The sequence below is a fragment of the Bradyrhizobium sp. Kon69 genome (assembly GCF_055807515.1).
Genome location: NZ_JBVVOS010000004.1, coordinates 56,833 through 79,708 on the forward strand (window position 1 = coordinate 56,833; position 22,876 = coordinate 79,708).

Sequence of the window (22,876 nt, forward strand, 5' to 3'; positions counted from 1 at the left end):
CGCTCATGGCCGGCTGAATTGGTTCAGCCGGCCATTTCTTTTGCTGCGATCATGCCCTTGCGCCGCGTCTCCGGCATCACAAGCAGAATGAGCAGAAGTCCCGTCGCCGCGACGCCGGACAGTCCGGTGAACGCCATGGCATTGCCGAATTTATCGCTGACATAGCCGCCGAGCGCGGTGCTCAGCGACGCGCCGATGCCCATGGCCGTGCCGACGATGCCCTGCGCCAGGTTGAAATGGCCGCTGCCGAAGGCGACGTCGGCCACGATCAGCGGGATCATCACCGCGAACACCGCCGCGGTGAGGCCGTCGAACACCTGCACGAGCACCAGCAGATACGGATCGCGCACGGTCGCAAACAGCAGGCCGCGAATCGTCAGCGCCGCGAATCCGATCAGCAGTAGCGGCCTGCGACCCCATGCTTGCGCCTTGCGCCCGACGCTCGGCGACAGCAGCGCCACGATCGCTTGCGGCACGACGATGCAAAAAGCGACGAGCACCGTCGCCCACTCGCTCGATCGCGCCGTCACCGCGCTTGCCATCAGCGGCATCATCGAGGCGTTCGCGAGCTGTAACAAGAGCACGCTGAGCGCGAAGACAATGAGCGGCCGCTGCCGGATCAGATGCCAGATATTGGTGTCGCCGCGATCCTCCGCCTCGCGCGGCATCTCGCCGTGACAGCGCGCGATGTCGACCTCGTGCTCGCGGATGCGAGAGAGCGCGATCAAAGTGGGGATTGCGAGTAGGAACGTGACCAGGAAAACCGAGCGGCTCGACAGCAGATAGCCGGCCGTTCCCATCACCGCGGCCGCAACGCCGTTGCCAAGCGAAGCAAAGCGCGCGTTGCGGCCGAGACGCTCGCCGATCGCGAACGGGCCGACCAGACCGAGGCTGATCGCCGCGATCGCCGGTCCGAGCACGCAGCTCGCCGCCGCGTGCAAGGTGGCCGCAGCCACCACCACGGGGAAGATCGGCATCGCCGCATAGGCGAGCGCACAGCAGCCGATGGTGGCGATCGCGAGGCCGGCGACCAATCGCTCGGATTTCGCGGCATCGATGATGGCGCCGCCCGGCATCTGGCCGATCAGCGCAACGATGCCGCCGATCGACAGCACGAGGCCGATCTCGACCTGGGTCCATTTCTGGGTCGTCAGATAGACCGCGATGAACGGCCCGAATCCGGTCTGCACGTCCGCGAGGAAGAAGATGAACCAGTCGAGGCCGCGCAGGCTTTGGCGCGACGGCGCCGGAATGCCGGCAGGCGACGGCGCCGCAAATTTGTCCTGCTCAACGCGACCCTCGCGATCCGCATGATTCGGCTTCCTCGACAACAGCACCGGCGGCCATCCCTCCCCGCGCCTCACTGAACGGCTTGCAGCGGCTGCAGGCTGCCGGACGCGCCGAGCACCACCATCGGCGTGTCCTCCTTGTATTCCGGCGCGGCTGCGACCTGTGCCTTGGTCAATTCCAGCGTGATGCTGTCCTTCTTGTTGACGATCTTGCCGAACCGCATCGCGTTCCAGTCCACCACGATCTTGCGGCTGCCGACGCCGAGGAAGCCGCCGAAATCGATCACGGCGGCGCGCACGTGCCCGCTCCGATCGACGATGACGTCGACGATGCGGCCCATGTCCTCGTTCGCCGCGCTGAGCACGTCACGGCCAAGCACACCGTGCGCATCGCTCGCGCCGATGATCGTGACCGACGGCGGCGGCGCGGCATTCTTGGGGGTGACGGGGACCGCTGACGCCGGCGGCTGCGCCGTCGGCGGTGCATTCGCTTCGGTCGAGGGTGCGGGCGCCTCCTCCGCGGCGCGTGACACGGCGAACGTCATTCCGCAGACGATCACGATGCTCAAGGCCAACCATCCGGCGGTACGCATGCACCCTCCTTCCGGCGCGCCGTTAGCGCGCCAGCACGATCGAGACCTGAATCTGGCCACGCGTGCGCAACACCTCCAGCGCCACGTCGTCGCCATGGCGGCTGACGCGCAGGTCCACGCTGGACTCGCCCAGACGCAGATCGCGCAAGATCACCTCGTGCAGAAACGCCGGCAGATGCGGATTGCGCAGCCGGATCTCGCCGCGCGCCACGTCGAACTCGATGCCCAGCGCCGCCTCCAAGAGCGTGAACGCGGTTGCGCTGGCCCAGGCCTGCGGGGCGCAGGCGACCGGATAGAGCGTCGGGCCGCGGCGTTTCTCGCGCCGGAAACCGCAGAACAATTCGGGCAACCGACGCAGGTCCATGTAGGTCGCGGCGTCGAACAGTCCCTTGAAGACATGCGCAACCGAATGCTTGAGCCCGTAGCGCGCGAGCCCAAGCGCGATCAGCGCATTGTCGTGCGGCCAGATCGACCCGTCATGGTAGGACATCGGGTTGTAACGCACCTCGCCGACAGCGACGGTGCGGATGCCCCAGCCCGAGAAGAAATGCGGCCGCATCAAATCGGCAGCGACGAGGCGCGCGCGGTCCTCGCGGATCATGCCGCTGAACAGGATCTGGCCGGCGTTCGAGGTCCGCACCTTGCAGGGCCGCTTCTTGCCGTCGAGCGCAAGCGCATAGGTGCCGAGCTCCTCGCACCAGAACGCGGCCTCGAAACGCTCGCCCAGCGTCTTGGCCTCGGCTTCGAGCTTCCTGGCGAGATCAGGCTTGCCAAGCCGGAGCGCGCAGCGCGCGGCGAGCCGCTTGGCGGCAAAGACGTAGCCTTGCACCTCGGCCAGCGCGAGATTGCCTTCCGCAAGCTGGCCATCGGCATGGAAGATCGCGTCGTAGGAATCCTTCCAGCCCTGGTTGGCGAGGCCCTTTTCCGTGGCGCGCTGATATTCGACGAAGCCGTCCTTGTCGGGATCCCCGGGGCCGTCGATCCAGGCCAGCCCCGCCTCGATGGCCGGCCACAGCTCGGTCAATGTCTTCTCGTCGCCGGTGCGTTCGAAATAGCTTCCTGCCAGCAGGACGAACAAGGCCGTGGAATCGACGCTGCCGTAATATTGCGCGAACGGCACCTCGCGCAGCGCCGCCATCTCGCCGCCGCGCATCTCATGCAGGATCTTGCCCGGCGCGGCATCGGCGAGCGGATCGACCGCCTTGGCCTGGAAATGGGCGAGCCGCCGCAGCACACCCTTGGCAATCCGCGGATCGACCCACAGCATCTGCAGCGCCGTGATCAGCCCATCGCGGCCGAACGTCGTCGAGTACCAGGGAATCCCCGCATAGGGATAGCGCCCCTGCGGCGTCTCCGTCATCAGCATGTTGAGGTCGGCCATGGCCTGGCACAGCACCTCGTTGAAGATGTTGTTGGAGGTCTCGATGCTGGCGGCCCCCATCGTCGATTGCCGCATCTCGCGGCGATGGGCGAGCAAACTCTGGAAAAAGCGCGCCGGCTTCTCCGCGATCGGCCGATTGCAGGACACGGCCACGAACAGGGATTTCGACTCATGCGGGTCGAGTTCGAGCTGCCAGGTCGCGGCGTTCACCGACAACTTCGTCGGGCGCGGATCGAAATGCAGGCCCGTGGTGCGCTCGGCGTCATCGAGACCGCGGTAGTCGAACAGCACGTCGGTCGGTCCCAACAGCCGGCTCGAGCCGATGCCGCGGCGCGGGCGCCGCTCGCCGCGGACCTCGAACAGATCGGCGAAATCGTTGTCGAACAGCAGCGTCAGCGCGAAGCCGGCCGGGCGGTCGCCGTGGTTCTGCACGCCGATGCGCTGATAGGCGGTGCCGCGCCACAGGAAGATCGTGCGCACGATGTGCAGCAGGTCCTTTTGCAGCACGAGGCTGCCCTGCCGGTAGATGTCCGGATTGGTGAGATCGACGGTCAGGGCTGAATTGTCGTCGCGCAGGTTCGAGCCCAGCAGCAACGGCTGGAGATCGTCGAGCACGAGCTCGAGCCTGGCAAGATAGCGCGTGTCGTGATGAAACAGGCCGTCGGGCCCGCCGGCCGAAGCGCCGATGTCGCCATGGCTGTCGAGCACGATAAAGGTGTCGTCGTGCTTGAGCGAACGCCGCGGCCGCGCCGACGGTCCCGTCATCGGAATATAGAAAGGCTGCTCCGCGACCTGGTCCACGGTCCGCGTCACGGAGACGAATTGGGTAACGGCTTCAGCCGACATCAGCAGCTCCCCTGCGCTTGTTTCGACACGCAACCGACTCAAACGCGACTGTTGGTTTACGCGGCGGCCTGGGCGAGCCGGCTCATTTCCTGCGTGACCAGCTCACGATAGGGCCCGTGGCCCTGCATCAGACGCTCGGGCGACCCGTCCTCGATGATCTTACCACCCCTCAACACGACCACGCGATCGAAATTGCGCAGGGTCGCGAGGCGATGCGCGATCGCAATGACCGTGCGGCCGCGCATCAGCCGCGACAACGCCTCGCGGATCGCCTCTTCGGATTCGCTGTCGAGCGCGGCGGTCGCCTCGTCCAGCAGCAGGATCGGCGCGTCCTTCAGGAAGGCGCGCGCAATCGCGATGCGCTGGCGCTGACCGCCGGACATCTTGACGCCGCGGTCGCCGACCATGGTGTCGAGACCACCAGGCAGGCTTTCGACGAAATCGCAGCGCGCCGCAATCGCGGCACGCAGCACCTCGTCGTCGGTCGCGTTCGGGCGGCCATAGCGGATGTTCTCGCGAATCGAGCGGTGGAACAGCGAGATGTCCTGCGGCACGACGGAGATCGCCTCGCGCAGGCTCTGCTGCGTCACCTTGGAAATGTCCTGGCCGTCGATGGTGATGCTGCCCTCGTCCGTATCGTAGAAGCGCTGCAACAGCGTGAACAGCGTCGACTTGCCGCCGCCGGACTGGCCGACAAGGCCGACGCGCTGGCCGGGTTGCAGGCGCAAGCTGAAGCGCTCGAAGATCTTTTCAGCCCCGGGATAGCCGAAGGTGACATTGTTGAACGCGATCGCGGCGCCGCTCTTCACCAGCGGCTCGGCCTCGGGGTGGTCGCGCAATTCATGCGGCACCAGCAGCGTGGCGATCGCCTCGGTGAGCCGGGCAACGTGCTGGGTGACGTCGACCAGCGCCACCGCGAGATCGCGCGTCGCGTTCAGAATGGAGAGACCGAGGGTGCAGACCAGCACCACGTCGCCGGTGGTCGCCCGGCCATCCTGCCAGAGCATGATCGCCCAAGCCATCAGGGCGATCGTGAGCACGACAGTGACGCCGGCATGGATAAGCCGCAGCTTCTCCAGATAGCGCAGGCTGCGGCCGCGCGCGGTGAGCTCCCGATTCACAGTCGCGTCGAACCGCTCATGCTCGTGCCCGATGCCACAGAAGGCGCGCACCAGCGGCATGTTGCTGATGACGTCGATCATCTCGCCGTCGACGACGGCGGCCTTGTCGGCGAAGTCGTCATGCAGCGGTTTTCCCGCGGCGGCGAGGCGGAACATCGCAAGCACCATGCCGCCGGCAATCACCATCAGGCCGAGCGCCATATAGGGACTGACCGTTCCAATCAGCGCGATGGCCGCAACCGTTGCGATGCACGGCGGCAGCACATTCCAGACGAACATGTTCTCGACCGTGAACACCGCGTTCGACGTCGCCGTGATGCGGCTCGTCAGCATGCCGGGCATGCGATCGGAGAAGTAGCTCGGCGCATGGCCGGTCAGATGGCGAAATATGTCACGGCGTAAGTCACCGGTGACACGGACGAAGGTGAAGCTGGCCGTCCAGCTCGCGATCCGCCAAAGGAAATTGTCGGCGGCGATGAGCGTCATGAGGAAAATGAATGCCAGCCATACGCTCCCACCATGCGCAGCGCCGGCCGACAAACTGTCGACGAGGGATTTGACGCCATACTGAGTGCCTACGGAGCAGGCAACGGCCGCCACCACAGCCGTCAGGATCACGAGATGCGACGCGAGCCGACGCCGAAGATAGCGCAAAACAAAGGCAAACGGCCGGTGCGCATACCCAGAAAGATGATCCATGTGACTATCGACCCCGTCGTGATGATTCAAACTTTTATTGTTAGTCGACTGAACATCGACACTTCGCCTCGGTTCCCGGGCACACTCATCACGACATGCGGATGCGGGCGTTCTGCGATGATGTGATGGCAGCATCGCGACGGGCATCCGACGTGTCGAATAAGTAACGTTCGGAAGGAGGAACTTCGCAAGTGCGGGAACGTTCCCTTGTCTGGCGTGCCGGTGCTGAACAGGCGGGGGCTTTCTACAATCATGATCGCACAGAGGAGATGGTGAGATGCGCATCGCGCAGGTAGCTCCGTTGACGGAGGCTGTTCCACCCAAGCTGTATGGCGGCACCGAGCGGGTGGTGCATTGGTTGACGGAAGAGCTGGTGGCCCTTGGGCACGATGTGACGCTGTTCGCGAGCGGCGATTCGCAAACCTCGGCAAAGCTGGATGCGCTGTGGCCGCGGGCGCTCCGCCTCGACGGTTCCGTGCGCGATCCCAATGCGCTGCACATGGTGATGCTGGAGCGGGTGCGGCAGAAATGTGACGACGAGGAGTTCGACTTCCTCCACTTCCATCTCGATTATTATCCGTGGTCGCTGTTCTACCGGCAGCCGACGCCGTTCCTGACCACGCTGCACGGCCGGCTCGACCTGCCGGAGCATCAACCGGTCTTCAACACCTTCTCGAAGGTCCCCGTCATCTCGATCTCGAATGCGCAGCGCCGCCCGGTGCCGCAGGCGAACTGGGTGAGGACGATCCACCACGGCCTGCCGGAGAACCTGCTGACGCCGAAGCCGGCGAAACAGGAATATCTCGCCGTGCTCGGCCGCATCGCGCCGGAAAAGGGCGTCGACCGCGCCATCAAGATCGCGACGCATTGCGGCATTCCGCTCAAGATCGCCGCCAAAGTCGATCGTGCCGACCAGGATTATTATGACGAGCTGATCCGACCGATGATCGAGAACAATCCGCTGGTGGAATTCATCGGCGAGATCAGCGATCACGAGAAGTCGGACTTCTTGAGCGGCGCGCTCGGCCTCTTGTTGCCGATCGACTGGCCGGAGCCGTTTGGCCTGGTGATGATCGAAGCCATGGCCTGCGGAACGCCGGTCGTCGCCTTCAACCGGGGCTCGGTGCCGGAGATCATCGACGAGGGCCTCACCGGCTTCGTCGTCGAGGACGTCCTCAGCGCAGCCGGCGTCGTCGGTCGCCTGTCGCAACTCGACCGCTCCGTCATCCGCAAGCAGTTCGAGACGCGCTTCACGGCGCGGCGCATGGCGCTGGATTATCTCGCGGCCTATCGCAGCCTCGGCGAGGAACAGGCGCCGCGGATCAAGCTGGTGAGCAGCGCGGAGTAGCAGGAGCACGCGCCCATCCCATCGCGATCGTCATGGCCGGGCATGTCTCGGCCATCGACATTTGGGTGGGGCGCGCTCCACTCGATCAACCGTCATTGCGAGCGCAGCGAAGCAATCCAGTCTGCCGCCGCAGAGGGATTCTGGATTGCTTCGCTACGCTCGCAATGACGGAGAAGGCGGTAGCCCTACCTCACCACTGCCCGCTTCGGCTCGACGATCTCGAACATGCGCGGGAATTCGTCCATCAGGCCCATCAGTTCGGCGAGGCGCATCGGGTTGCCGGCGAACTTGACCTTGCCGGCGGCCACGGCCTCGGGAAAGCTGGTCAGTTTTGCGATCACTTCATCGAGCGTCGACCGCGCGAGCGTGAAGCTGGCATCGGCATTGTCCGCCTGCATGCCCTCCGTGTAAGTCAGCGCGCAGTTCTCCAGATTGAGCACGAAGGTCTCGCCGGTGTCGGAAAAGCTCCAGTTCAGCACGATGTGCTTTCCTTCCGCCTTTGGTCCGTTGAGGCGGATGCCGAGCACGTCCCAGAGCTGTGAGGTGCGCAGCGCTGCCAGCGTCTCGCGCGGCATCGGCGGGCGTGCCGGCACCTTCGGCATGCCCTGGCGCAATTCCTGCGCGCCGAACAGATAGGCATTGCGCCAGGTCGCGCTTTCAGCGGCGTAGCCGAGCTGCTCCAGCGTATCCGCCAGCAACGCACGTGCAGCCTGATTGTCCGGCTCGGCAAAGACGAGATGGCCGAGCGCCTGCGCCAGGAAGCGGAATTCGCCCCTGTCGAAATCGGCACGCGCCCGCGCGAGGATGGCGCCGGCGCCACCCATGTACTCGACATACTTCTTGCCCGACTCGACCGGCGGCAGCGGATCGAGATTGACCGGATTGGCGTCGTACCAGCCCAGATACTTTTGATAGATCGCCTTCACATTGTGCCGGATGTGGCCGTAATAGCCGCGGCCGTGCCAGGCGCCCTCGAGGCTCTTGGGCAGCTGGATCGTCTCGGCGATCTCGGCCGCGGTGAGGCCGTGGTTCATCAGGCGAATGGTCTGGTCATGCGCGAACTTATAGAGGTCGCGCTGCTGCCGGATCATCGTGCCGATGCGTTCGCGTCCCCACACCGGCCAGTGATGCTGGCCGCACATCGCCTCCGCCTTGCCGTCCCAGAGCTGCAGGGCCTCGCCCAGATATTTCGACCAGGCTAGCGCGTCGCGCACGTCGGCGCCACGGAACGGCAGCAGATTGTGGAAATTGTGGGTGCAATTCTCGGCGAGGTTCAAAAGCTTGTAGCGCGGGATGAAGAAATGCATCTCCGCCGGCGCTTCGCTGTTCGGCGCCATCTGGAATTCGAACGCGACGCCGTCGATCACGCGCCGGTCGCCGGTCGCCATGATCAAATCGGTCGGCCGCAGCAGCGCCACTGAACCTGCTGCCATCGACTTGCCGAGCCCGCAATCGACCTGCCCGCGCGCGCCCTTGGCGAGGAGCGGCCCGAACTGGTACTGCGCCCGGCGCAGCATCGCAGGTCCCGCGATGATGTTCTCGGAGACAGCATGCTCCATGAACAAGTTCGGCGCGATGATCGGCACGCGGCCGGTCGCGAGCGCATCCTCCTCCAGCACGCCGCGCGCGCCGCCCCAATGGTCGGTGTGGGTGTGGGTGAAGATCACGGCCGCGACCGGTCGCTGGCCACGGTGCTTGTAGTAGAGATCGAGCGCGGCGCGCGCGCCCTCGATCGAGGTCAGGGTGTCGACGACGATGACGCCGCTGTCGCCTTCGATCAGCGTCATGTTGGCGATGTCGAGCCCGCGCACCTGGTAGATTCCGGGCACGACCTCGAACAGGCCGTGCTGCATGTTGAGCCGCGACTGTCGCCACAGGCTCGGATTGACCGTGGGCGGCGCCCGCTCGGCGGCGAGAAAGCCGTAAGGCTCGAGGCTCCAGACCGTCCGCCCTTGCGGACTGGTGATCGCCGCGTTCTCGATCGTGCCGAGGAAGCCGCGCGCGGCGTCGTCGAAATCCCGGGTGTCGGAGAACGGCAACGCATTCAGCATCGCCGTTTGCTGCGCGATGACGGACGGTGTTGCGCCCTTCGGCTCGTTGCTGGACGTGTCCGTCATCTCGATCTCCTCCCCGCCTGTCGCGCGGCATCTAACCGCATCTGGCGGCCGATTGCCATGGCGGGAGGACGCAGCAATGCGTAGTCCCGCGCCGACAGGTGGAGAGAAGCAGCGTGTTCGCGGGCTACATGCCCAGCAATCTCGGCAGCCACAGCGACAGACCCGGCCAATAGGTCACGACCACCAGGAACGCCAGCATGGTCAGCAGCCATGGCCACACCGCCACCGTGAGCTCGGTGATGCCCATCTTGGCGATGCCCGAGGCCACGTAGAGATTGAGGCCGACCGGCGGATGACACAGCCCGACCTCCATGTTCACCGTCATCAGGATGCCGAAATGGATCGGATCGATGCCGAGCTTGATCGCAACCGGAAACAGGATCGGCGCCATGATCAGGATGATCGAGGACGGCTCCATCACGTTGCCCGCCAGCAGCAGCAGAAGATTGACGACGAGGAGGAAGCCGATCCAGCCGAGGCCCTGGTCGATCATCCATTGCGCGAGCGCTTGCGGCACGTTCTCGTAAGTCATCAGGAACGAGAACAAGACGGCGTTGGTGATGATGTAGAGCAGCATCGCCGAAAGATTTGCCGACGACAGCAACACCCGCGGCACGTCTCGCAGCTTCAGATCCTTGTAGATGAACACGGCGACGATGAAGGCGTACACCGCGCTGACGGCCGCAGCTTCGGTCGGTGTGAACAGGCCGCTATAGATGCCGCCGATCACGATCACGATCAGCAGGATACCCCAGATCGACTTGCGGAACGCATCGAAGCGCTCGGAGAGGGTTGCTTTCGGCATCCTCGGATAGTCGTTACGCCAGGCCCGATAGAACGTCGTGGCGCCGAGCAGCATGGCGAGCACCATTCCCGGCACGATGCCGGCGATGAACAGCTTGCCGACGGAGGTGTTGGTGGAGACGGCAAAAAGCACCATCGGAATCGAGGGTGGAATGAGAATTCCGAGCGAGCCCGAGGTCGTGATCACGCCCGCCCCGAACCTCTTCGGAAATCCCTGCGCGATCATCGCGGGCAGGATCACTGATCCGATCGCCACCACGGTGGCGGGCGACGAGCCGGAAATCGCGGCGAACAGCGCGCAGGCGACCACGCCCGAGAGCGCAAGGCCGCCGTACCAATGGCCGACCAGCGAAGTCGCGAACGTGATCATCCGGCGCGCCACGCCGCCATGGGTCAGGAAGTTGCCGGCAAGGATGAAGAACGGGATCGCCATGATCTCGAAGCTCTCGATGCCGGTAAACAGCTTCAGCGCCACCGATTCCGTTCGCACGTCGGTCAGCGTGAACATGAAGCTGAGCACGGTCAGGCCGAGCGCGATCGAGATCGGCATGCCCGTGAGCATCAATGACAGCAGGAGGCCGAAAACCACGGCAACACGCATGCCCTGCGGCAGCGTGATCACGTGCGCGGAATGGGCGAAGCACACGGCGACGATCAGGATCGGCAACAACATCAGGACCCAGCCGAGCGGGCTGCGTTCGTCGCGGACGACCTGACTGCGGGTGACCGGGGCCGGATGGACCGGGTCTATTTCGACACCCTCGACGCCGGCCATGTCGTGATGCGGCAACTCGCCGGTGCGATAGAACGACCAGGCGACCTGCAGGAAGCGGAAGCACATCAGCCCGGAGCCGAGCGGGATGGTGAGATACACCAGCCACATCGGCGCTTCCAGATCGTTGGATTGCTGGCCGGTCTGCCACATCTGGCCGACGAACGCGGCCCCGAAATAGCACACGATCGCGGTGAAAAGGGCACCGCACATCAGGCCGAACGTGATGACGCGGCGACGCGATCCGCCGGGAAGGATATTGACCAGGACGTCGACGCCGACATGAATGCCGGTGCGCACCCCGTAGGCCGCACCGAACTTCGCCATCCAGATGAACATGTAGATGCAGAGTTCCTGCGCCCAGGACAGGTCGAGAGCGGCAAGCCAGACGAACGCGGCTCGCATGGGGACGGCCAGGAAGGCCAGGTTGCGCGCCTCCGCCCATTTGGCGATGTCGATCGACAGCCCGGCGCCATACCGGTGCAGCACGGCAACGAAGATGAGCGATGTCGCGGCCGCGATCATCGTCGCGATCAGCCATTCCTCGAGATGATTGAGCACACGATTCAATGCACGCAGCAACTTGGTCCCCTCAGCTTGGCTCATCATTCAAGAGCAACGGCCGGGAGTGCGATCACCCCCGACCGTTCATGGTTGTTCTCAAAGCGCGCTCGCGTCAGTTCATCTTGACGTCGAGCTCCTTGGCGACGAGATCGAGCACCTCCTGCCCGACCCGCCCCTTCGCCCATTTGTAGGTCGGCTGCATCGCTTCTTGCCACGCCTTGCGATCGGCGTCAGTCAGATAATGCAGCGTGGTCTTGCCCGTCTTCTTGATCTCGGCCAGCGCATCCTCGTTTTCCTGGCGCGCGATCGAGTTGGTGTAGTCGGTCGCCTCGTTCATCGCCTTCTCGAGCTGGGCGCGGACATCGGGCGGCAGGCCGGACCAGAATTTCGAATTGACGATGACGGCATATTGCAGGTGCGCGTGATAGGACACGGTGATGTCCTTCTGCACCTCGTAGAACTTCTGCGTCAGGTAGTTGGACGCGGTGTTCTCGCAGCCGTCGACCACGCCCGTCTGCAAAGCCTGGTAGACTTCGGAAAACGCCATGATCTGCGGGATCGAGCCCATGATCCGGAGATATTGGTCCGCGACCTTCGATCCGGAGATGCGGAATTTGAGCCCCTGGAAATCGGCCGGCTTCATCAGGGCACGGTTGGCGGAGAGCATGTGGAAGCCGTTGTCCCAATAGGCGAGCCCGGTGATGCCCTTGGTCTCGAGCCTCTCGAATAGCCACTTGCCGATCGTGCCCTTCATCGCGTTGGAATAGGTCTGGTCATCCTTGAACAGCCAGGGCAGGTCGAGCGCCTCGAACTCCTTGATACCGAGCGGTGCGAACTTCGCGGTCGAGGGCGCTAGCATCTGCACGGAGCCGAGCTGCAGCGCCTCGATCTCCTCCTTGTCCTTGTACAGCGTGGAGTTCGGGTAGATTTCGACCTTGACCTTGCCGTCGGTGTACTTCTCCGCAAGTTCCTTGAACTTCAGGGCGCCCTTGCCCTTGGGAGTGTCGTTGGCAACGACGTGGCTGAATTTGATCACGATCGGGCTCTGGGCCTCGACAACGGCGGGACCCACGAGAACAGCTGCGGCGGCGACCGCAAGAAGCAGCTTGCGCATGAACGAACCTCCCAACAACCTCTAAAACCGGGTCTTTTTTGTTTTCCGATTTCAGTACTGACAGCAATCCGCCACCCGAACAACTAGACCTAAGCCCAATTTGCCGCAGCCAAGCTATCTTGCGCAACCCGGCTCCTGCTGCCGTTCCCGAAGCGAGCGCTTATGTCGCATTGCGGCAGTGCGATCAGCCGTTGCGCTGGGCGACCATGAACAGACGCCGGAACGGAAACAGCGTCTGTCCCGCGGCGTTCCTCGGATAGGCTTTCGCCACACGCGTCCCATAGGCGGCTTCGAACGCGGCCTTCTCGTCGCCCTGCAAGATGTCGAGATAGCGCGTCAGCCAGGTCCCCTTGGTCCACTCCTTCACGGGATTCTCGCCTTCCAGCACCTGCAGATATTCGGTCTCCCAGATATCGATATTGGACGACATTGGAGCAAGAAGACCGTGATAATAGGCCGGCGCTTCGACCGGCGGCGGCGTGACGAGATGCTCGACCTTGGACCGCCAGGGACCGTTCAGCGCGGTCTCGCCGATCAGCACATGCGAGGGCGCCAGAAAGTTGCGCGGCATCTGCACCGCGAGCATTCCGCCGAGCGTCACCTTCTCCATGAGCGACGGAAACAGGGCCCCATGATTGGGCAGCCAGTGCAGCGCGGCATTGGAGTAGACGACGTCATATTGCTTCGTCGGGCGCCAGTGACCGAGGTCCTCGTGTGACCATTCCACGTCCGGCGCCGCCTTGCGGCCGGCGGCGACCATCTCGGCCGAACCCTCGACACCGGTCACCGTCGCGTCCGGCCAACGCTCCTTGATCAGCTTGGTGACGTTGCCGGCACCGGCGCCAAGATCGGCAACCGCACGCGGACCAGCATCCGGAATCCGCATCAAGAGATCGACGGCGGGCCGGAGCCGGTGGCCGGAGAATTTCAGATATTGCTGCGGATCCCAGACCATCGCTCGGCGCCTTTTCTTTTTCGTGTTTCCTTCAACGCGGCTCTTGGTTACCACTGCTCGTCCCGGTCGGGCAAATCAGGCCGACGGGGCCAGGGCAGGAAACGAACAGAAAAACGAACAGCCAAGCGAACAGCGACAAGCAGAAAAGCAAACAAGAGGGCGCGTCACCATGGATCTCGGGCTCAAATCGAAAACCGCCGTCGTCACCGGAGCGAGCGTCGGCATCGGCCGTGCCATCGCCAAGGGCCTGGCTGCGGAAGGCGTGCGCGTCGTCGGCGTGGCACGGCGCACCGACCTGCTCGCCGAGCTGGTGAGCGAAGTCGGCTCCGGTCTGATCACGCCATTCGAGCAGGACGTCATGGCCAACGACGCGGCGGAGAGGATTTCGGCCTTCGCCGTGAGCGAGCTCGGCCATGTCGACATCCTCATCAACAATGCCGGCGGCAGCCGCCCCCTCCCCGTCGATGCGCCCGACAGCCAATGGGACGAGGCGATCGCGCTGAATTTCACCAGCTACCGCCGCATCGCGCATGCGCTGCTGCCGCAGATGATCGAGCGCAAATGGGGCCGCATCGTCAACATCACCGGCAAGTCCGAGCCGGAGGGCCTCAACGCCGCGTTCGCCGCCAAGGCCGCCGTGCACGCCTGGGCCAAGGGCCTGTCGCGCGAGATCGGCGAGCACGGCATCACCATCAACTGCATCCCGCCCGGCCGCATCATGAGCGAACAGATCCGCCGCAACTACGCGCCTGATTATCGCGAGCGGTTCGCGCAGGAAGAGATCCCGGTCGGCTATTGGGGCGAGCCGGAAGACCTTGCGGCGTTGGCGGTGTTCCTGGCGTCACCCGTAGCGCGGTACATCACGGGCACGGTGATCCCGGTGGATGGGGGACTGCGGAGGTATCAGTTCTAGCAGGAGGATTTCCCGACCCCGCCCCCACTAGGATGATACCTCCCCGCCTAGCTCGCCCGCTAGCTAGGTCTTGAACCCGCATAGGCAGATGATGCGCTGCATCGCAGACTTATACCTTCGGCGCAAAACCTCTGATGCATGTTGGTATTAGGCACTCCCTAAGATAGCATTGCAATTTTCGCCGCATCACCTCGGCTGCCATTGATTGCTTGACCGACACCGACAAGTATCTAAGCTGCCGTAACAACCTTTAGTAGATCGATGCCACTTAGCAAAATCACATTATTACAAATCGGGGATATTCATCTTCCTGACTGGGAAAGTCAGACCACAGAAGTCGATGTTAAGCTCTCGACCTTCTCTCCTACCATTATCTCAAGCCTTGCAACTAAACCTCTTACATCGGTCTTGGGAGCTTTGCGATCAATCTGCCGCGACGGATCGATCGATGCGGTATTTACAATGGGCGACTTCACAAGCCGGGGCGCCACTGACGTCATCGCAGATGCAGTATTAATCCTAGACGGCATCATTAATGAATCGTTGGCCGATCGGCGCATCCCAGTCTATGGCGTTCCCGGCAATCACGACGTTAGCCGCGAAGATGCAATTCGTTTCGGGGATATGGGAAAATTTGGTGCCCTGCAGGAAGCCTTCAAGAGGTCCAACTGGAAGGATCCGCCTGTCCGAAGTTTTGTCAGCTACGACGTTTTGGGCCTTAGCAAAATCAAGCTACCCACCATCATGTTGAACTCCAGCATCGGCTCATGGTCGAAGGCGCTCTATCCGAAAGGCCTCCAAGATTCTCTCTTGAGTCCAACTGGCCCTCCTCTTGAGCTATCGGGGCACGAACCGTTCGGCGACAAAGGATTGTTGATCGATAACTCTCCCGATCTAGCCACTCAAGTTTACGAACAGATCGATACGCCCTATTTTCGAGCAATCGATCTAGAGGAGATCGCGGCCCGCGTTGGCCGCGAAAGAAAAACGACCCTCATCGTCTCACACCACAACCTCCTACCTCAATATATTCCACGCATTAGCTACTTTGGCGAAGTGTTGAATGCTGGGTATGCGAGACGCCTCTTTCTGCAAACGAACGCCAACATCATATACCTCCACGGCCACATTCATGACGATCCCATCGAGATAATTAGTCAACCAACCTGTCTCGACGCTCGTATCATTTCTATCTCCGCGCCGCCCATCTGGAAAGGCTTCAACAAGATAGCGATCTTCTTCACTGAAGATCGTCAGCCTTTCGCGCTCAAGATTACTCAATACCGGATCGGCAAGGATGGAATGATTGAACTCGGCGAGACATCGCATCCAATCCTTATTCCGCTTCTGAATTCACCAGCTGAGCTTCTAAAGAAAGACACCAATCGATTTTGGTCTTACATGGAGAACGAAGTCAGCAAGCGCCAAGGCGAGATCTTCAACTTAGAGGAACTCAGTGAACACGCCACGTCAGCAGGAATACAACCTGATGCCATCGAGCCGATACTTCTGGCACTGTATTGTAGCGGAATGATCCAAATTCGCAATTTCAGCGACTCCCTTGCGACTTGGCGCATCGAGATTAAGCGATGAAGCTACTGCCTCAAAATCCGTTTTTTCCAACCAAGATTGAGTACGACCAAGATCCGGTCTTCTGGCTCTCCAGTGAAGCCCGCAGGCTTTCGCGCACAATGAAAACGGTGTTCGTATCGGGCTCTCGGGGCAGCGGGAAGACGACACTCTTGCGTTCGCTCAGGACGGCAGAGATAAAGACCAATGCTTCACTAAGGACACAATACGGTCGCTCAACTTATGATTGGTTCGGCGTGTATCTTCAGTTCAACCGAACACTTCAATCGATTAACGCCACCGCCTCGGACGCGATAGTTCGCTTCCTAGACCAGTCAGAAACGCGAAAACTAATAGATCGATCAAGAGTGCCCCTACGGACATTCCAAAACTACCTTGAAACAACGATCGTTCTTGCACTTATAGACGATCTTGTGCGAATTATGGACCGCAAAGAACTCTTCTTAAGCTCTAAGATGGAGCAATTTGTATGCGCCGAGGTTTCAGCGCGCATTGAACAATCGCCGCCGATTTCTGACATTTATGAATTGCGATCCTTCCTTGCTCGATCACGGGGGCATTTCTCGGCGCTCCCCACCGAAGATTCCATTCCAAAGCTCATTGAGCAGGTGAACAGGTTTGCTCCGGGCGAGTTGCTCGGGTGGATGGTGAACCTCGTCGAGGGACTAAAAGGCTCTCTGATTAGCAAGCACACTGCCATCAAGCTGATTGTCCTGATCGATGACTGTGAAAGCCTGACCGAAGATCAACAAACACTACTCAATACCGTGGTTAAACAATTTGAAGGACGCATCAAGTTCGTTATCTCGTTCATTGCCGGCCAGTACAATCGCAACAGCACTCAGCTTCCAAATACCGTTCTGAGCAACGCGGACTTTGACGCCATAAGCCTCGACGATGAGTCACGCGGAGACTTTATCTCTTTCTGCGAACGAGTAACTCAACTCCGCTTGAATCATTATTACGACAATGCTGCGGGACCGCCCCGACGTCCGCTTAAGGCATTTTCCCTAGACGAAACGTTGGGCACCTTCACCCCAAACGAACTGGTTCGCCTTATCGCAAGAAACTCCATCTCGTCGCACGTAAAGGGTTGGACGGCCGAGGTTGAAAAGACGAAAGAAAAACTTCGCGAAGTAATCGCAAGGCGCAAATGGCGGAAATTTTCAATCGAGGACGACCAAACTCCGTTCATTGAGCATGTGGTCATGTCCCTCATGGGTACTGATCCTTTCTCGCTAAGCGCTGAAACAAGGCAAGATTCATTTGCCAAGCTGATAGATCGAAAGAATTTTGCAGCTCTCATCTATTGCGTTCAAAATGAAATTGGATCTCGATCAATCCCGTATGCAGGCAAGGACGTGGTGTGCGGGCTCGCAACTGGTTGCATTCGTGACTACCTCGACATTATGGGAGCAATCTATGATGAGGCGATTGCAGATATCGATGATCAATGGCCTGAGTCGAAGGAGCCGAAGATTCGACATCTGGCGTACTTTGTCACGCCAGGACGGCCGATCCCGGTCGATCGACAGCGGACAGCTATCTATCGCGCGTCAGAAAGCAAATGGGATATTTTGCGGAAGTTTACGGTGCGATCTTCGTTCGAAATTGTTCAAGTCGTCTCGGGGCTAGGTAAGCTGCTTGAGCTTTTGCAGAAGCCATCCGATGGTTACAAAATGATCTCAAAAGGAGAACGCGGAAGGTTTGCGATAGATGGAGAACGAATGGATCGCGTCTTATCCATCCGTCGGTCTGAATTGACGACTCGTGAAGCTCTTAGAGTCTTACAAAGAGACGGATTCATTCGGCTCGTTTCTGCTCCAGAGACTACGGAGGGCGGCAAGACCAAGCCTGGACTCTTTGAGTTTCAATTGCACCGAAGGCTCTATCCAGTTCTAGGTCTGTCCCCCCGAGGGCCCTATGCGACAGTTTCTCTGGATGAAACGAGATTTGCCGCGCTATTGCTGGACACCAACATGGATACAGAAACCTGGGCGCAGCGAGCTCTGACTACGGCCGAGGGAACTGCGGTACAGGGCGAGATCGAACTATGACCAAACCCTCCGTGCGTAGGAATTCTTATCACGGCTACTTGCTAGAAGAATATGCCGGTCCACACTTGAGGACCATTCACTGCGACTTAGCAATATTCGTTGCCGGCTGGGAGACACGCTGTGTAAAGTTTGCACAAGACAATCTCGTGCACGCAAAGCAAAGTGTGGTCCTAGAATTTGATGATCAGGGAATCACCGAAAATCCTGGCGTGCATTTAGCGCGGCACGGGAGGTCTTGGTTGCCCCTTAAGCTCGGCTCTCACTACGACATGAAACGATGCATGTCGAGAGTCATAGAGATGCTGCAACATCAGGCTGTAGTAGGAAAAATCAACAGCGTCTTCATCGACGTATCGAGCATGCCAAAACTCTTGATTCAATGGATCAGCATGGAATTGACTAAGTCAAAGCTCGTCCCGGAGATATACTTTGGCTACCTGCCTGGAAAAGACAATTTACCGGGCAAAAGTGATAAGGATGACCACGATCAGGGAGTACGAGAGTTCCTGACGGTACCGCACTCAATCGGAGATAGTGGCGCATCGGTTGGGAGAGCCTGTATTGCCGGTCTAGGCGCGGATGAAAGGCTACTAAGTCACTATTTCGAGAATGAGTCAGGTTTCGATCGACATTTCCTGATTGCGTCCCTTGATACTGGCGATCCAGCCATCGTCCGGGCCGTCGAACAGCAAATTGCGGGTCTGTCCTTTCGCCACCAACTAGCTTCGAATGATGTAGCGCAAATATCAGCCACGTCCGTCCTGGATTGTCTTGCTGTTATGGAAGGCTTCGTAAGGTCATCCGGCAATTGCGATTCCTGGGAAATCTTTTGTTGTGGGCCCAAGCTCCACACGGTAGCCAGCTGTCTGCTGTCGCTTAAGCATAGAAATGTGCGCCTTGTCGGACGCGTCCCTCAAGAATATCGCCAACGAAATGTGGAACCAAGAGACATCTACTGCCTGCTGCGGTGTGTTGACCTGACCAATCCCCGTGTTGTCTTCCTGAAGGGGTTGGGACGTCCTCTCGGATCGGATGACTACGTGCTCGAGGCTTTAGCCTAGCAGGTGGTCGGAGACCAATATTCGCAAGAGTCATTTTCGCTTGGGTCCAATCTCGATATCTCTGCAACTCTAGCAGCCGCGCATCCGCTAAGCGACCGGCGGCGAAGCATGTGTTTCAGCGGCGGTAACGCACAGGACAGATCCGCAGATCCGCCGGAACTACCCACCGGACTATCGCGAGCGCTTTGCCGGGGAAAAGATTCCGGTCCGTTATTGGGGCGAGCGGAAGATCTGGCCGCACTTGCGGTGTTTTTGGCCTCACCGGTGGCGCACTACATCACCGGTACGGTGATCCCGGTGGATGGGGGACTGCGGAGGTATCAGTTCTAGAACCGATTGGACTTCGTAGGATGGGTAGAGCGCAGCGAAACCCATCGACAGCATACGACGTGAAACCTGATGGGTTTCGCAAGTGCTCTACCCGTCCTACGGCCTACCGCCTTACTCATGCAGCAGCGTTTGCCAGTCTGGAGGCACCGCGCCGTCCGGTCCGGGCACCGGCTGATCCAACGGATGCGCGTGAGGACCTTGAAGCTTCGGGCCGGCGAAAGCCTCTCCCGTGCGATAGTCGTAAAACCATCGTTCGCCCGGCTCGAAGCTCGTGATGATCGGATGACCTGTCGCCGCGCTGTGTTTCGTTGCGTGCTGATTTGGTGACGCATCACAGCAGCCGATGTGACCGCATTCGACACATCTGCGAAGGTGAAACCACCACCCGCCCGCAGCCGAGCATTCCACGCACCCCGTTCCGCTTGGTTTGGCCGCGAGATTGATGCCACCCCTCTCAGACTTCATAGGTCAGCTCACTGAAATCCCGCAGCCACCACCGATGCATTCACGTCGCGATCTCCGCCACGATCGCATTTTGCCAGTGTTTTGCCCGACGCGTCAACGTCATGGCCGCGGCGAATGTCGTCGCTGCGCGGTTCGGAAATCCCTTATTAATCAAGGGGCCTTCTACTGTGCATGGGGTTGTTTTCGCGTTTTTTGTTTTGAGCCCTTCAAAAAAACACGCAAGACCCGCATGACCACTCACCCAGCCTGCAAGATCTCCGCAATCGCCGCCCCTGCCGCGATCGTGCCGAGCTTGCCGCCGACGTCGCGCGTCGCCCTGCCCTCGCCGATCGCCTTCGCTACCGCCGCCTCGATCGCACGTGCGGCTTCCTCGTAGCGCACTGCGCCGGACTTCTCGCCATGCCAGGCCAGCAGCAACGCCGTCGACAGGATCAGCGAGACCGGATTAGCAACGTCCTGTCCGGCGATGTCAGGCGCCGAGCCATGCGCGGCCTGCGCCATGGCGAAGCCGTCGCCGACATTGAGCGAGCCGCCGAGGCCGAGGCTGCCGGAGAGCTCGGCGGTGAGATCGGACAGGATGTCGCCAAACATGTTGGTGGCGACGATGACGTCGAAGCGGTCGGGGTTGCGCACCACATGCGCCATCATGGCGTCGACGAGGATGTCGTCGACCCCAAGGCCGGTATAGGCCTTCGCCGCCTCGCGGCAGATGTCGAGGAACATGCCGTCGCCGAGCTTGAGCACATTGGCCTTGTGCACGATGGTGAGATGCTTGCGCCGCTTCATCGCCAGCCGGCACGCCGCATGCGCGATGCGCTCACAGCACAGGCGCGTGATCCGGCGCAGCGAGATGACGACGTCAGGCGTGACCAGCATCTCGCCATTGCCCTGCTCCATGTTGCGGTCGGCGTAAAACCCCTCCGTGTTCTCGCGCACCACGACGAGGTCGAAATCGCCGACCCGGCCGGACAGCCCCGTATAGGTGCGTGCCGGCCTGACATTGGCGTAGAGATCGAGGTTCTTGCGAAAGTGCCGCGACGGGTTGATCTCGCCATGGGCCTCGTCCTTGAAATCGAAAGTCGCGGTCGGGCCGAGGATCAGGCCGTCGGCGGCGCGGACGATGTCGAGCAGCTCGGGGCGCACGGTCGTGCCAAATTGTTTGAGGCTCGCATGGCCGACTGCGTGCTCCTCCAGGCGCAGATTGAGCTGGAAACGCTCGGAGGCCGCGCGCAGCACGCCTGATGTCGCGGTCGTGATCTCGGGCCCGATGCCGTCACCGGGCAAAACGACGATGTGCATGGCGCTCCCCTGAAATTGCAGCAGTTCGCGCGATCATACGCCGGCGCGCAGGTTCATCGCCCAGCCTTCGCGCATACACTGCATGCAAGCATATGCCTGTGGAACGCGGCCGCGCCGTAGTACATGCCAAGGCCCCTGGAGCCGGCGGCCGGAGCAACGCGCTAACGCAATGACAATCACGTTACCCGCCGGCGCGCGCAAGCCCGACCACACAATTTCCGATGGCCTTCCGGCCGCACAGCGGCGCTGGGCCATTGCCGCGATCTTCACCGCGCTGGCGATGGCCTCGCTCGACACCGCGATCGCCAACATCGCGCTCCCCGCCATTGCCGGCGACCTGCATGTCAGCCCGGAGCAATCGGTCTGGGTGGTCAACGTCTACCAGATCGCGCTGGTGGCGACGCTGCTGCCGCTCGGCGCGCTCGGCGAGATCGTCGGGCACCAGCGCATCTATCTCGGCGGCCTGATCCTGTTCACCATCGCCTCGCTGTTCTGCGCGGTGGCCTGGTCGCTTGAGAGCCTGCTCGTTGCGCGCACGCTGCAAGGGCTGGGTGCGAGCGGCATCATGAGCGTCAACACGGCGCTGGTGCGCTTCGTCTATCCCGGAAGGATGCTCGGCCGCGGCTTCGGCCACAACGCGCTGGTGGTCGCGACCGCCTTCACCTTCGGTCCCTCGATCGCCTCCGCCATCCTCGCGGTCGGCCCGTGGCCATGGCTGTTCGCCGTCAACATCCCGTTCGGCCTGGTCGCGATCGGCATCGGATTTGCGATGCTGCCGAAGACGCCGCGCGCCGATCACGGCTTCGATTTTATCGGCGCGGCCCTCGCGTCGGCCTGTCTCGGGTTGTTCATCACGGGAATCGGCAGTGCCGCGCATAAACTCTCACCGATGGTCGTGGGCATCGAGCTGGTCACGGCCCTTGCACTCGGCTTCATCCTGACGCGCCGCCATGCCGATCATCCGGCGCCGATGCTGCCGATCGACCTGTTCAGCCGGCCGATGTTCGCGCTGTCGGCGGCGACCGCGGTGTGTTCCTTTGCGGTGCAGGGCCTCGCCTTCGTCTCGCTGCCGTTCTATTTCGAGGACGTGCTGGGGCGCTCGCAGGTCGAGACCGGTTTCTTCATGACGCCGTGGCCGCTGGTGGTCGGCATCATGGCGCCGATCGCGGGACGCCTCTCCGACCGGCACGCGGTCGGATTGCTCGGCGGCATCGGCCTCGTGCTGCTCGGGCTCGGCATGGCGCTGCTGGCGATGCTGCCGACCAATCCTGCGATCCCCGACATCATCTGGCGGATGGTGATCTGCGGCATGGGGTTTGGCTTCTTCCAGGCGCCGAACATGAAGGCGGTGATGTCGAGCGCGCCGCCGCATCGCAGCGGCAGCGCCTCAGGCATCGTCGCAACCGCGCGCCTGACCGGGCAGACGACGGGGGCGGCGCTCGCCGCAGCCTGCTTCTCGCTGGCCGGTCACGACGGCGCAGTCGTGGCGTTGGCACTCGGCGCCGGGTTCGCGGCACTCGGCAGCGTGATGAGCTTTTTGCGGCTGGCGGTGAAGTAG

The 22,876-nt window shown here is 61.5% G+C and carries 17 protein-coding genes and 1 pseudogene; 7 read left to right on the forward strand and 11 right to left on the reverse strand.

The genetic code is table 11. The features are described from left to right. Positions 1-23: 23 nt before the first annotated feature. From AC0L3U_RS06720 to AC0L3U_RS06735, 4 genes are read right to left on the reverse strand one after another with little or no spacing between them, the layout of a single operon-like run. Complete coding sequence (locus AC0L3U_RS06720) at positions 24-1,337, reverse strand: MFS transporter (RefSeq protein ID WP_473288989.1); 1,314 nt, start codon at positions 1,335-1,337, stop codon at positions 24-26. Between the two features lie 23 nt (positions 1,338-1,360). Next, a complete protein-coding gene (locus tag AC0L3U_RS06725; RefSeq protein ID WP_473361144.1) occupies positions 1,361-1,882 on the reverse strand; it encodes a PRC-barrel domain-containing protein in 522 nt (173 codons plus the stop codon). 22 nt (positions 1,883-1,904) lie between these two features. Then, complete coding sequence (locus AC0L3U_RS06730; protein WP_473361145.1) at positions 1,905-4,109, reverse strand: amylo-alpha-1,6-glucosidase; 2,205 nt, start codon at positions 4,107-4,109, stop codon at positions 1,905-1,907. A 56-nt stretch (positions 4,110-4,165) separates the two neighbouring features. Beyond that, the gene (locus tag AC0L3U_RS06735; RefSeq protein WP_473288992.1) at positions 4,166-5,929 is read right to left on the reverse strand and encodes an ABC transporter ATP-binding protein; all 1,764 of its coding nucleotides are present in this window, start codon (positions 5,927-5,929) and stop codon (positions 4,166-4,168) included. 277 nt (positions 5,930-6,206) lie between these two features. On the opposite strand from AC0L3U_RS06735, the gene AC0L3U_RS06740 reads away from it, so the two are divergent. Beyond that, positions 6,207-7,277, forward strand: coding sequence for a glycosyltransferase family 4 protein (locus AC0L3U_RS06740; protein ID WP_473288993.1), 1,071 nt, complete (start codon positions 6,207-6,209; stop codon positions 7,275-7,277). A 185-nt stretch (positions 7,278-7,462) separates the two neighbouring features. Here AC0L3U_RS06740 and AC0L3U_RS06745 read toward each other — a convergent pair whose 3' ends face one another. The 5 genes and pseudogenes from AC0L3U_RS06745 to AC0L3U_RS06765 all read right to left on the reverse strand — a co-directional run bounded on the left by AC0L3U_RS06745 (position 7,463) and on the right by AC0L3U_RS06765 (position 13,603). Continuing rightward, on the reverse strand, positions 7,463-9,394 hold the full coding sequence (locus AC0L3U_RS06745; RefSeq protein WP_473361146.1) for an alkyl/aryl-sulfatase: 1,932 nt from the start codon (positions 9,392-9,394) through the stop codon (positions 7,463-7,465). A 124-nt stretch (positions 9,395-9,518) separates the two neighbouring features. Further along, positions 9,519-10,799, reverse strand: a complete 1,281-nt coding sequence (locus tag AC0L3U_RS06750) for a TRAP transporter large permease (protein WP_456769682.1) — start codon at positions 10,797-10,799, stop codon at positions 9,519-9,521. A 216-nt stretch (positions 10,800-11,015) separates the two neighbouring features. Further along, a pseudogene (locus AC0L3U_RS06755) lies at positions 11,016-11,579 on the reverse strand (TRAP transporter small permease); the annotation flags it as partial. Between the two features lie 67 nt (positions 11,580-11,646). After that, on the reverse strand, positions 11,647-12,648 hold the full coding sequence (locus tag AC0L3U_RS06760) for a DctP family TRAP transporter solute-binding subunit (RefSeq protein ID WP_473361147.1): 1,002 nt from the start codon (positions 12,646-12,648) through the stop codon (positions 11,647-11,649). A 184-nt stretch (positions 12,649-12,832) separates the two neighbouring features. Continuing rightward, complete coding sequence (locus AC0L3U_RS06765; RefSeq protein WP_473361148.1) at positions 12,833-13,603, reverse strand: methyltransferase domain-containing protein; 771 nt, start codon at positions 13,601-13,603, stop codon at positions 12,833-12,835. A gap of 169 nt (positions 13,604-13,772) precedes the next feature. Here AC0L3U_RS06765 and AC0L3U_RS06770 point away from each other — a divergent pair, with 169 nt between their 5' ends. From AC0L3U_RS06770 to AC0L3U_RS06790, 5 genes are all read left to right on the forward strand, one after another. Beyond that, on the forward strand, positions 13,773-14,516 hold the full coding sequence (locus AC0L3U_RS06770) for an SDR family NAD(P)-dependent oxidoreductase (RefSeq protein WP_473361149.1): 744 nt from the start codon (positions 13,773-13,775) through the stop codon (positions 14,514-14,516). A 261-nt stretch (positions 14,517-14,777) separates the two neighbouring features. Further along, positions 14,778-16,109, forward strand: a complete 1,332-nt coding sequence (locus AC0L3U_RS06775) for a metallophosphoesterase (RefSeq protein WP_473361150.1) — start codon at positions 14,778-14,780, stop codon at positions 16,107-16,109. Further along, positions 16,106-18,163 (forward strand): ORC-CDC6 family AAA ATPase, encoded by a 2,058-nt coding sequence (locus tag AC0L3U_RS06780; RefSeq protein ID WP_473361151.1) that lies wholly within the window; start codon positions 16,106-16,108, stop codon positions 18,161-18,163. Before AC0L3U_RS06775 ends, AC0L3U_RS06780 begins: the two co-directional genes overlap by 4 nt. Further along, a complete protein-coding gene (locus AC0L3U_RS06785; protein ID WP_473361152.1) occupies positions 18,160-19,224 on the forward strand; it encodes a hypothetical protein in 1,065 nt (354 codons plus the stop codon). Before AC0L3U_RS06780 ends, AC0L3U_RS06785 begins: the two co-directional genes overlap by 4 nt. Positions 19,225-19,332: 108 nt before the next feature. Next, positions 19,333-19,554 carry an SDR family oxidoreductase gene (locus AC0L3U_RS06790; protein ID WP_473361153.1) on the forward strand — a complete coding sequence of 74 codons (222 nt, stop codon included), beginning with the start codon at positions 19,333-19,335 and terminating at the stop codon, positions 19,552-19,554. Positions 19,555-19,665: 111 nt separating this feature from the next. On the opposite strand, the gene AC0L3U_RS06795 is transcribed toward AC0L3U_RS06790, so the two are convergent. Both AC0L3U_RS06795 and AC0L3U_RS06800 read right to left on the reverse strand, forming a co-directional pair. Further along, positions 19,666-20,019: a UBP-type zinc finger domain-containing protein gene (locus AC0L3U_RS06795; protein WP_081747934.1), complete on the reverse strand. Its 354-nt coding sequence runs from the start codon at positions 20,017-20,019 to the stop codon at positions 19,666-19,668. A gap of 237 nt (positions 20,020-20,256) precedes the next feature. Next, positions 20,257-21,318, reverse strand: coding sequence for an isocitrate/isopropylmalate dehydrogenase family protein (locus tag AC0L3U_RS06800; RefSeq protein ID WP_473361154.1), 1,062 nt, complete (start codon positions 21,316-21,318; stop codon positions 20,257-20,259). Between the two features lie 169 nt (positions 21,319-21,487). Between AC0L3U_RS06800 and AC0L3U_RS06805 the strand changes: the two genes are divergently transcribed. After that, positions 21,488-22,876: an MFS transporter gene (locus AC0L3U_RS06805; RefSeq protein ID WP_473361155.1), complete on the forward strand. Its 1,389-nt coding sequence runs from the start codon at positions 21,488-21,490 to the stop codon at positions 22,874-22,876.

Bases quoted from the DNA above. Each gene is read 5' to 3' on its own strand.
- AC0L3U_RS06725 (WP_473361144.1), bottom strand. From the start codon at position 1,882: ATGCGTACCGCCGGATGGTTGGCCTTGAGCATCGTGATCGTCTGCGGA.
- AC0L3U_RS06730 (WP_473361145.1), bottom strand. From the start codon at position 4,109: ATGTCGGCTGAAGCCGTTACCCAATTCGTCTCCGTGACGCGGACCGTG.
- AC0L3U_RS06735 (WP_473288992.1), bottom strand. From the start codon at position 5,929: ATGGATCATCTTTCTGGGTATGCGCACCGGCCGTTTGCCTTTGTTTTG.
- AC0L3U_RS06740 (WP_473288993.1), top strand. From the start codon at position 6,207: ATGCGCATCGCGCAGGTAGCTCCGTTGACGGAGGCTGTTCCACCCAAG.
- AC0L3U_RS06745 (WP_473361146.1), bottom strand. From the start codon at position 9,394: ATGACGGACACGTCCAGCAACGAGCCGAAGGGCGCAACACCGTCCGTC.
- AC0L3U_RS06750 (WP_456769682.1), bottom strand. From the start codon at position 10,799: ATGCGTGTTGCCGTGGTTTTCGGCCTCCTGCTGTCATTGATGCTCACG.
- AC0L3U_RS06760 (WP_473361147.1), bottom strand. From the start codon at position 12,648: ATGCGCAAGCTGCTTCTTGCGGTCGCCGCCGCAGCTGTTCTCGTGGGT.
- AC0L3U_RS06765 (WP_473361148.1), bottom strand. From the start codon at position 13,603: ATGGTCTGGGATCCGCAGCAATATCTGAAATTCTCCGGCCACCGGCTC.
- AC0L3U_RS06770 (WP_473361149.1), top strand. From the start codon at position 13,773: ATGGATCTCGGGCTCAAATCGAAAACCGCCGTCGTCACCGGAGCGAGC.
- AC0L3U_RS06775 (WP_473361150.1), top strand. From the start codon at position 14,778: ATGCCACTTAGCAAAATCACATTATTACAAATCGGGGATATTCATCTT.
- AC0L3U_RS06780 (WP_473361151.1), top strand. From the start codon at position 16,106: ATGAAGCTACTGCCTCAAAATCCGTTTTTTCCAACCAAGATTGAGTAC.
- AC0L3U_RS06785 (WP_473361152.1), top strand. From the start codon at position 18,160: ATGACCAAACCCTCCGTGCGTAGGAATTCTTATCACGGCTACTTGCTA.
- AC0L3U_RS06790 (WP_473361153.1), top strand. From the start codon at position 19,333: ATGTGTTTCAGCGGCGGTAACGCACAGGACAGATCCGCAGATCCGCCG.
- AC0L3U_RS06795 (WP_081747934.1), bottom strand. From the start codon at position 20,019: ATGAAGTCTGAGAGGGGTGGCATCAATCTCGCGGCCAAACCAAGCGGA.
- AC0L3U_RS06800 (WP_473361154.1), bottom strand. From the start codon at position 21,318: ATGCACATCGTCGTTTTGCCCGGTGACGGCATCGGGCCCGAGATCACG.
- AC0L3U_RS06805 (WP_473361155.1), top strand. From the start codon at position 21,488: ATGACAATCACGTTACCCGCCGGCGCGCGCAAGCCCGACCACACAATT.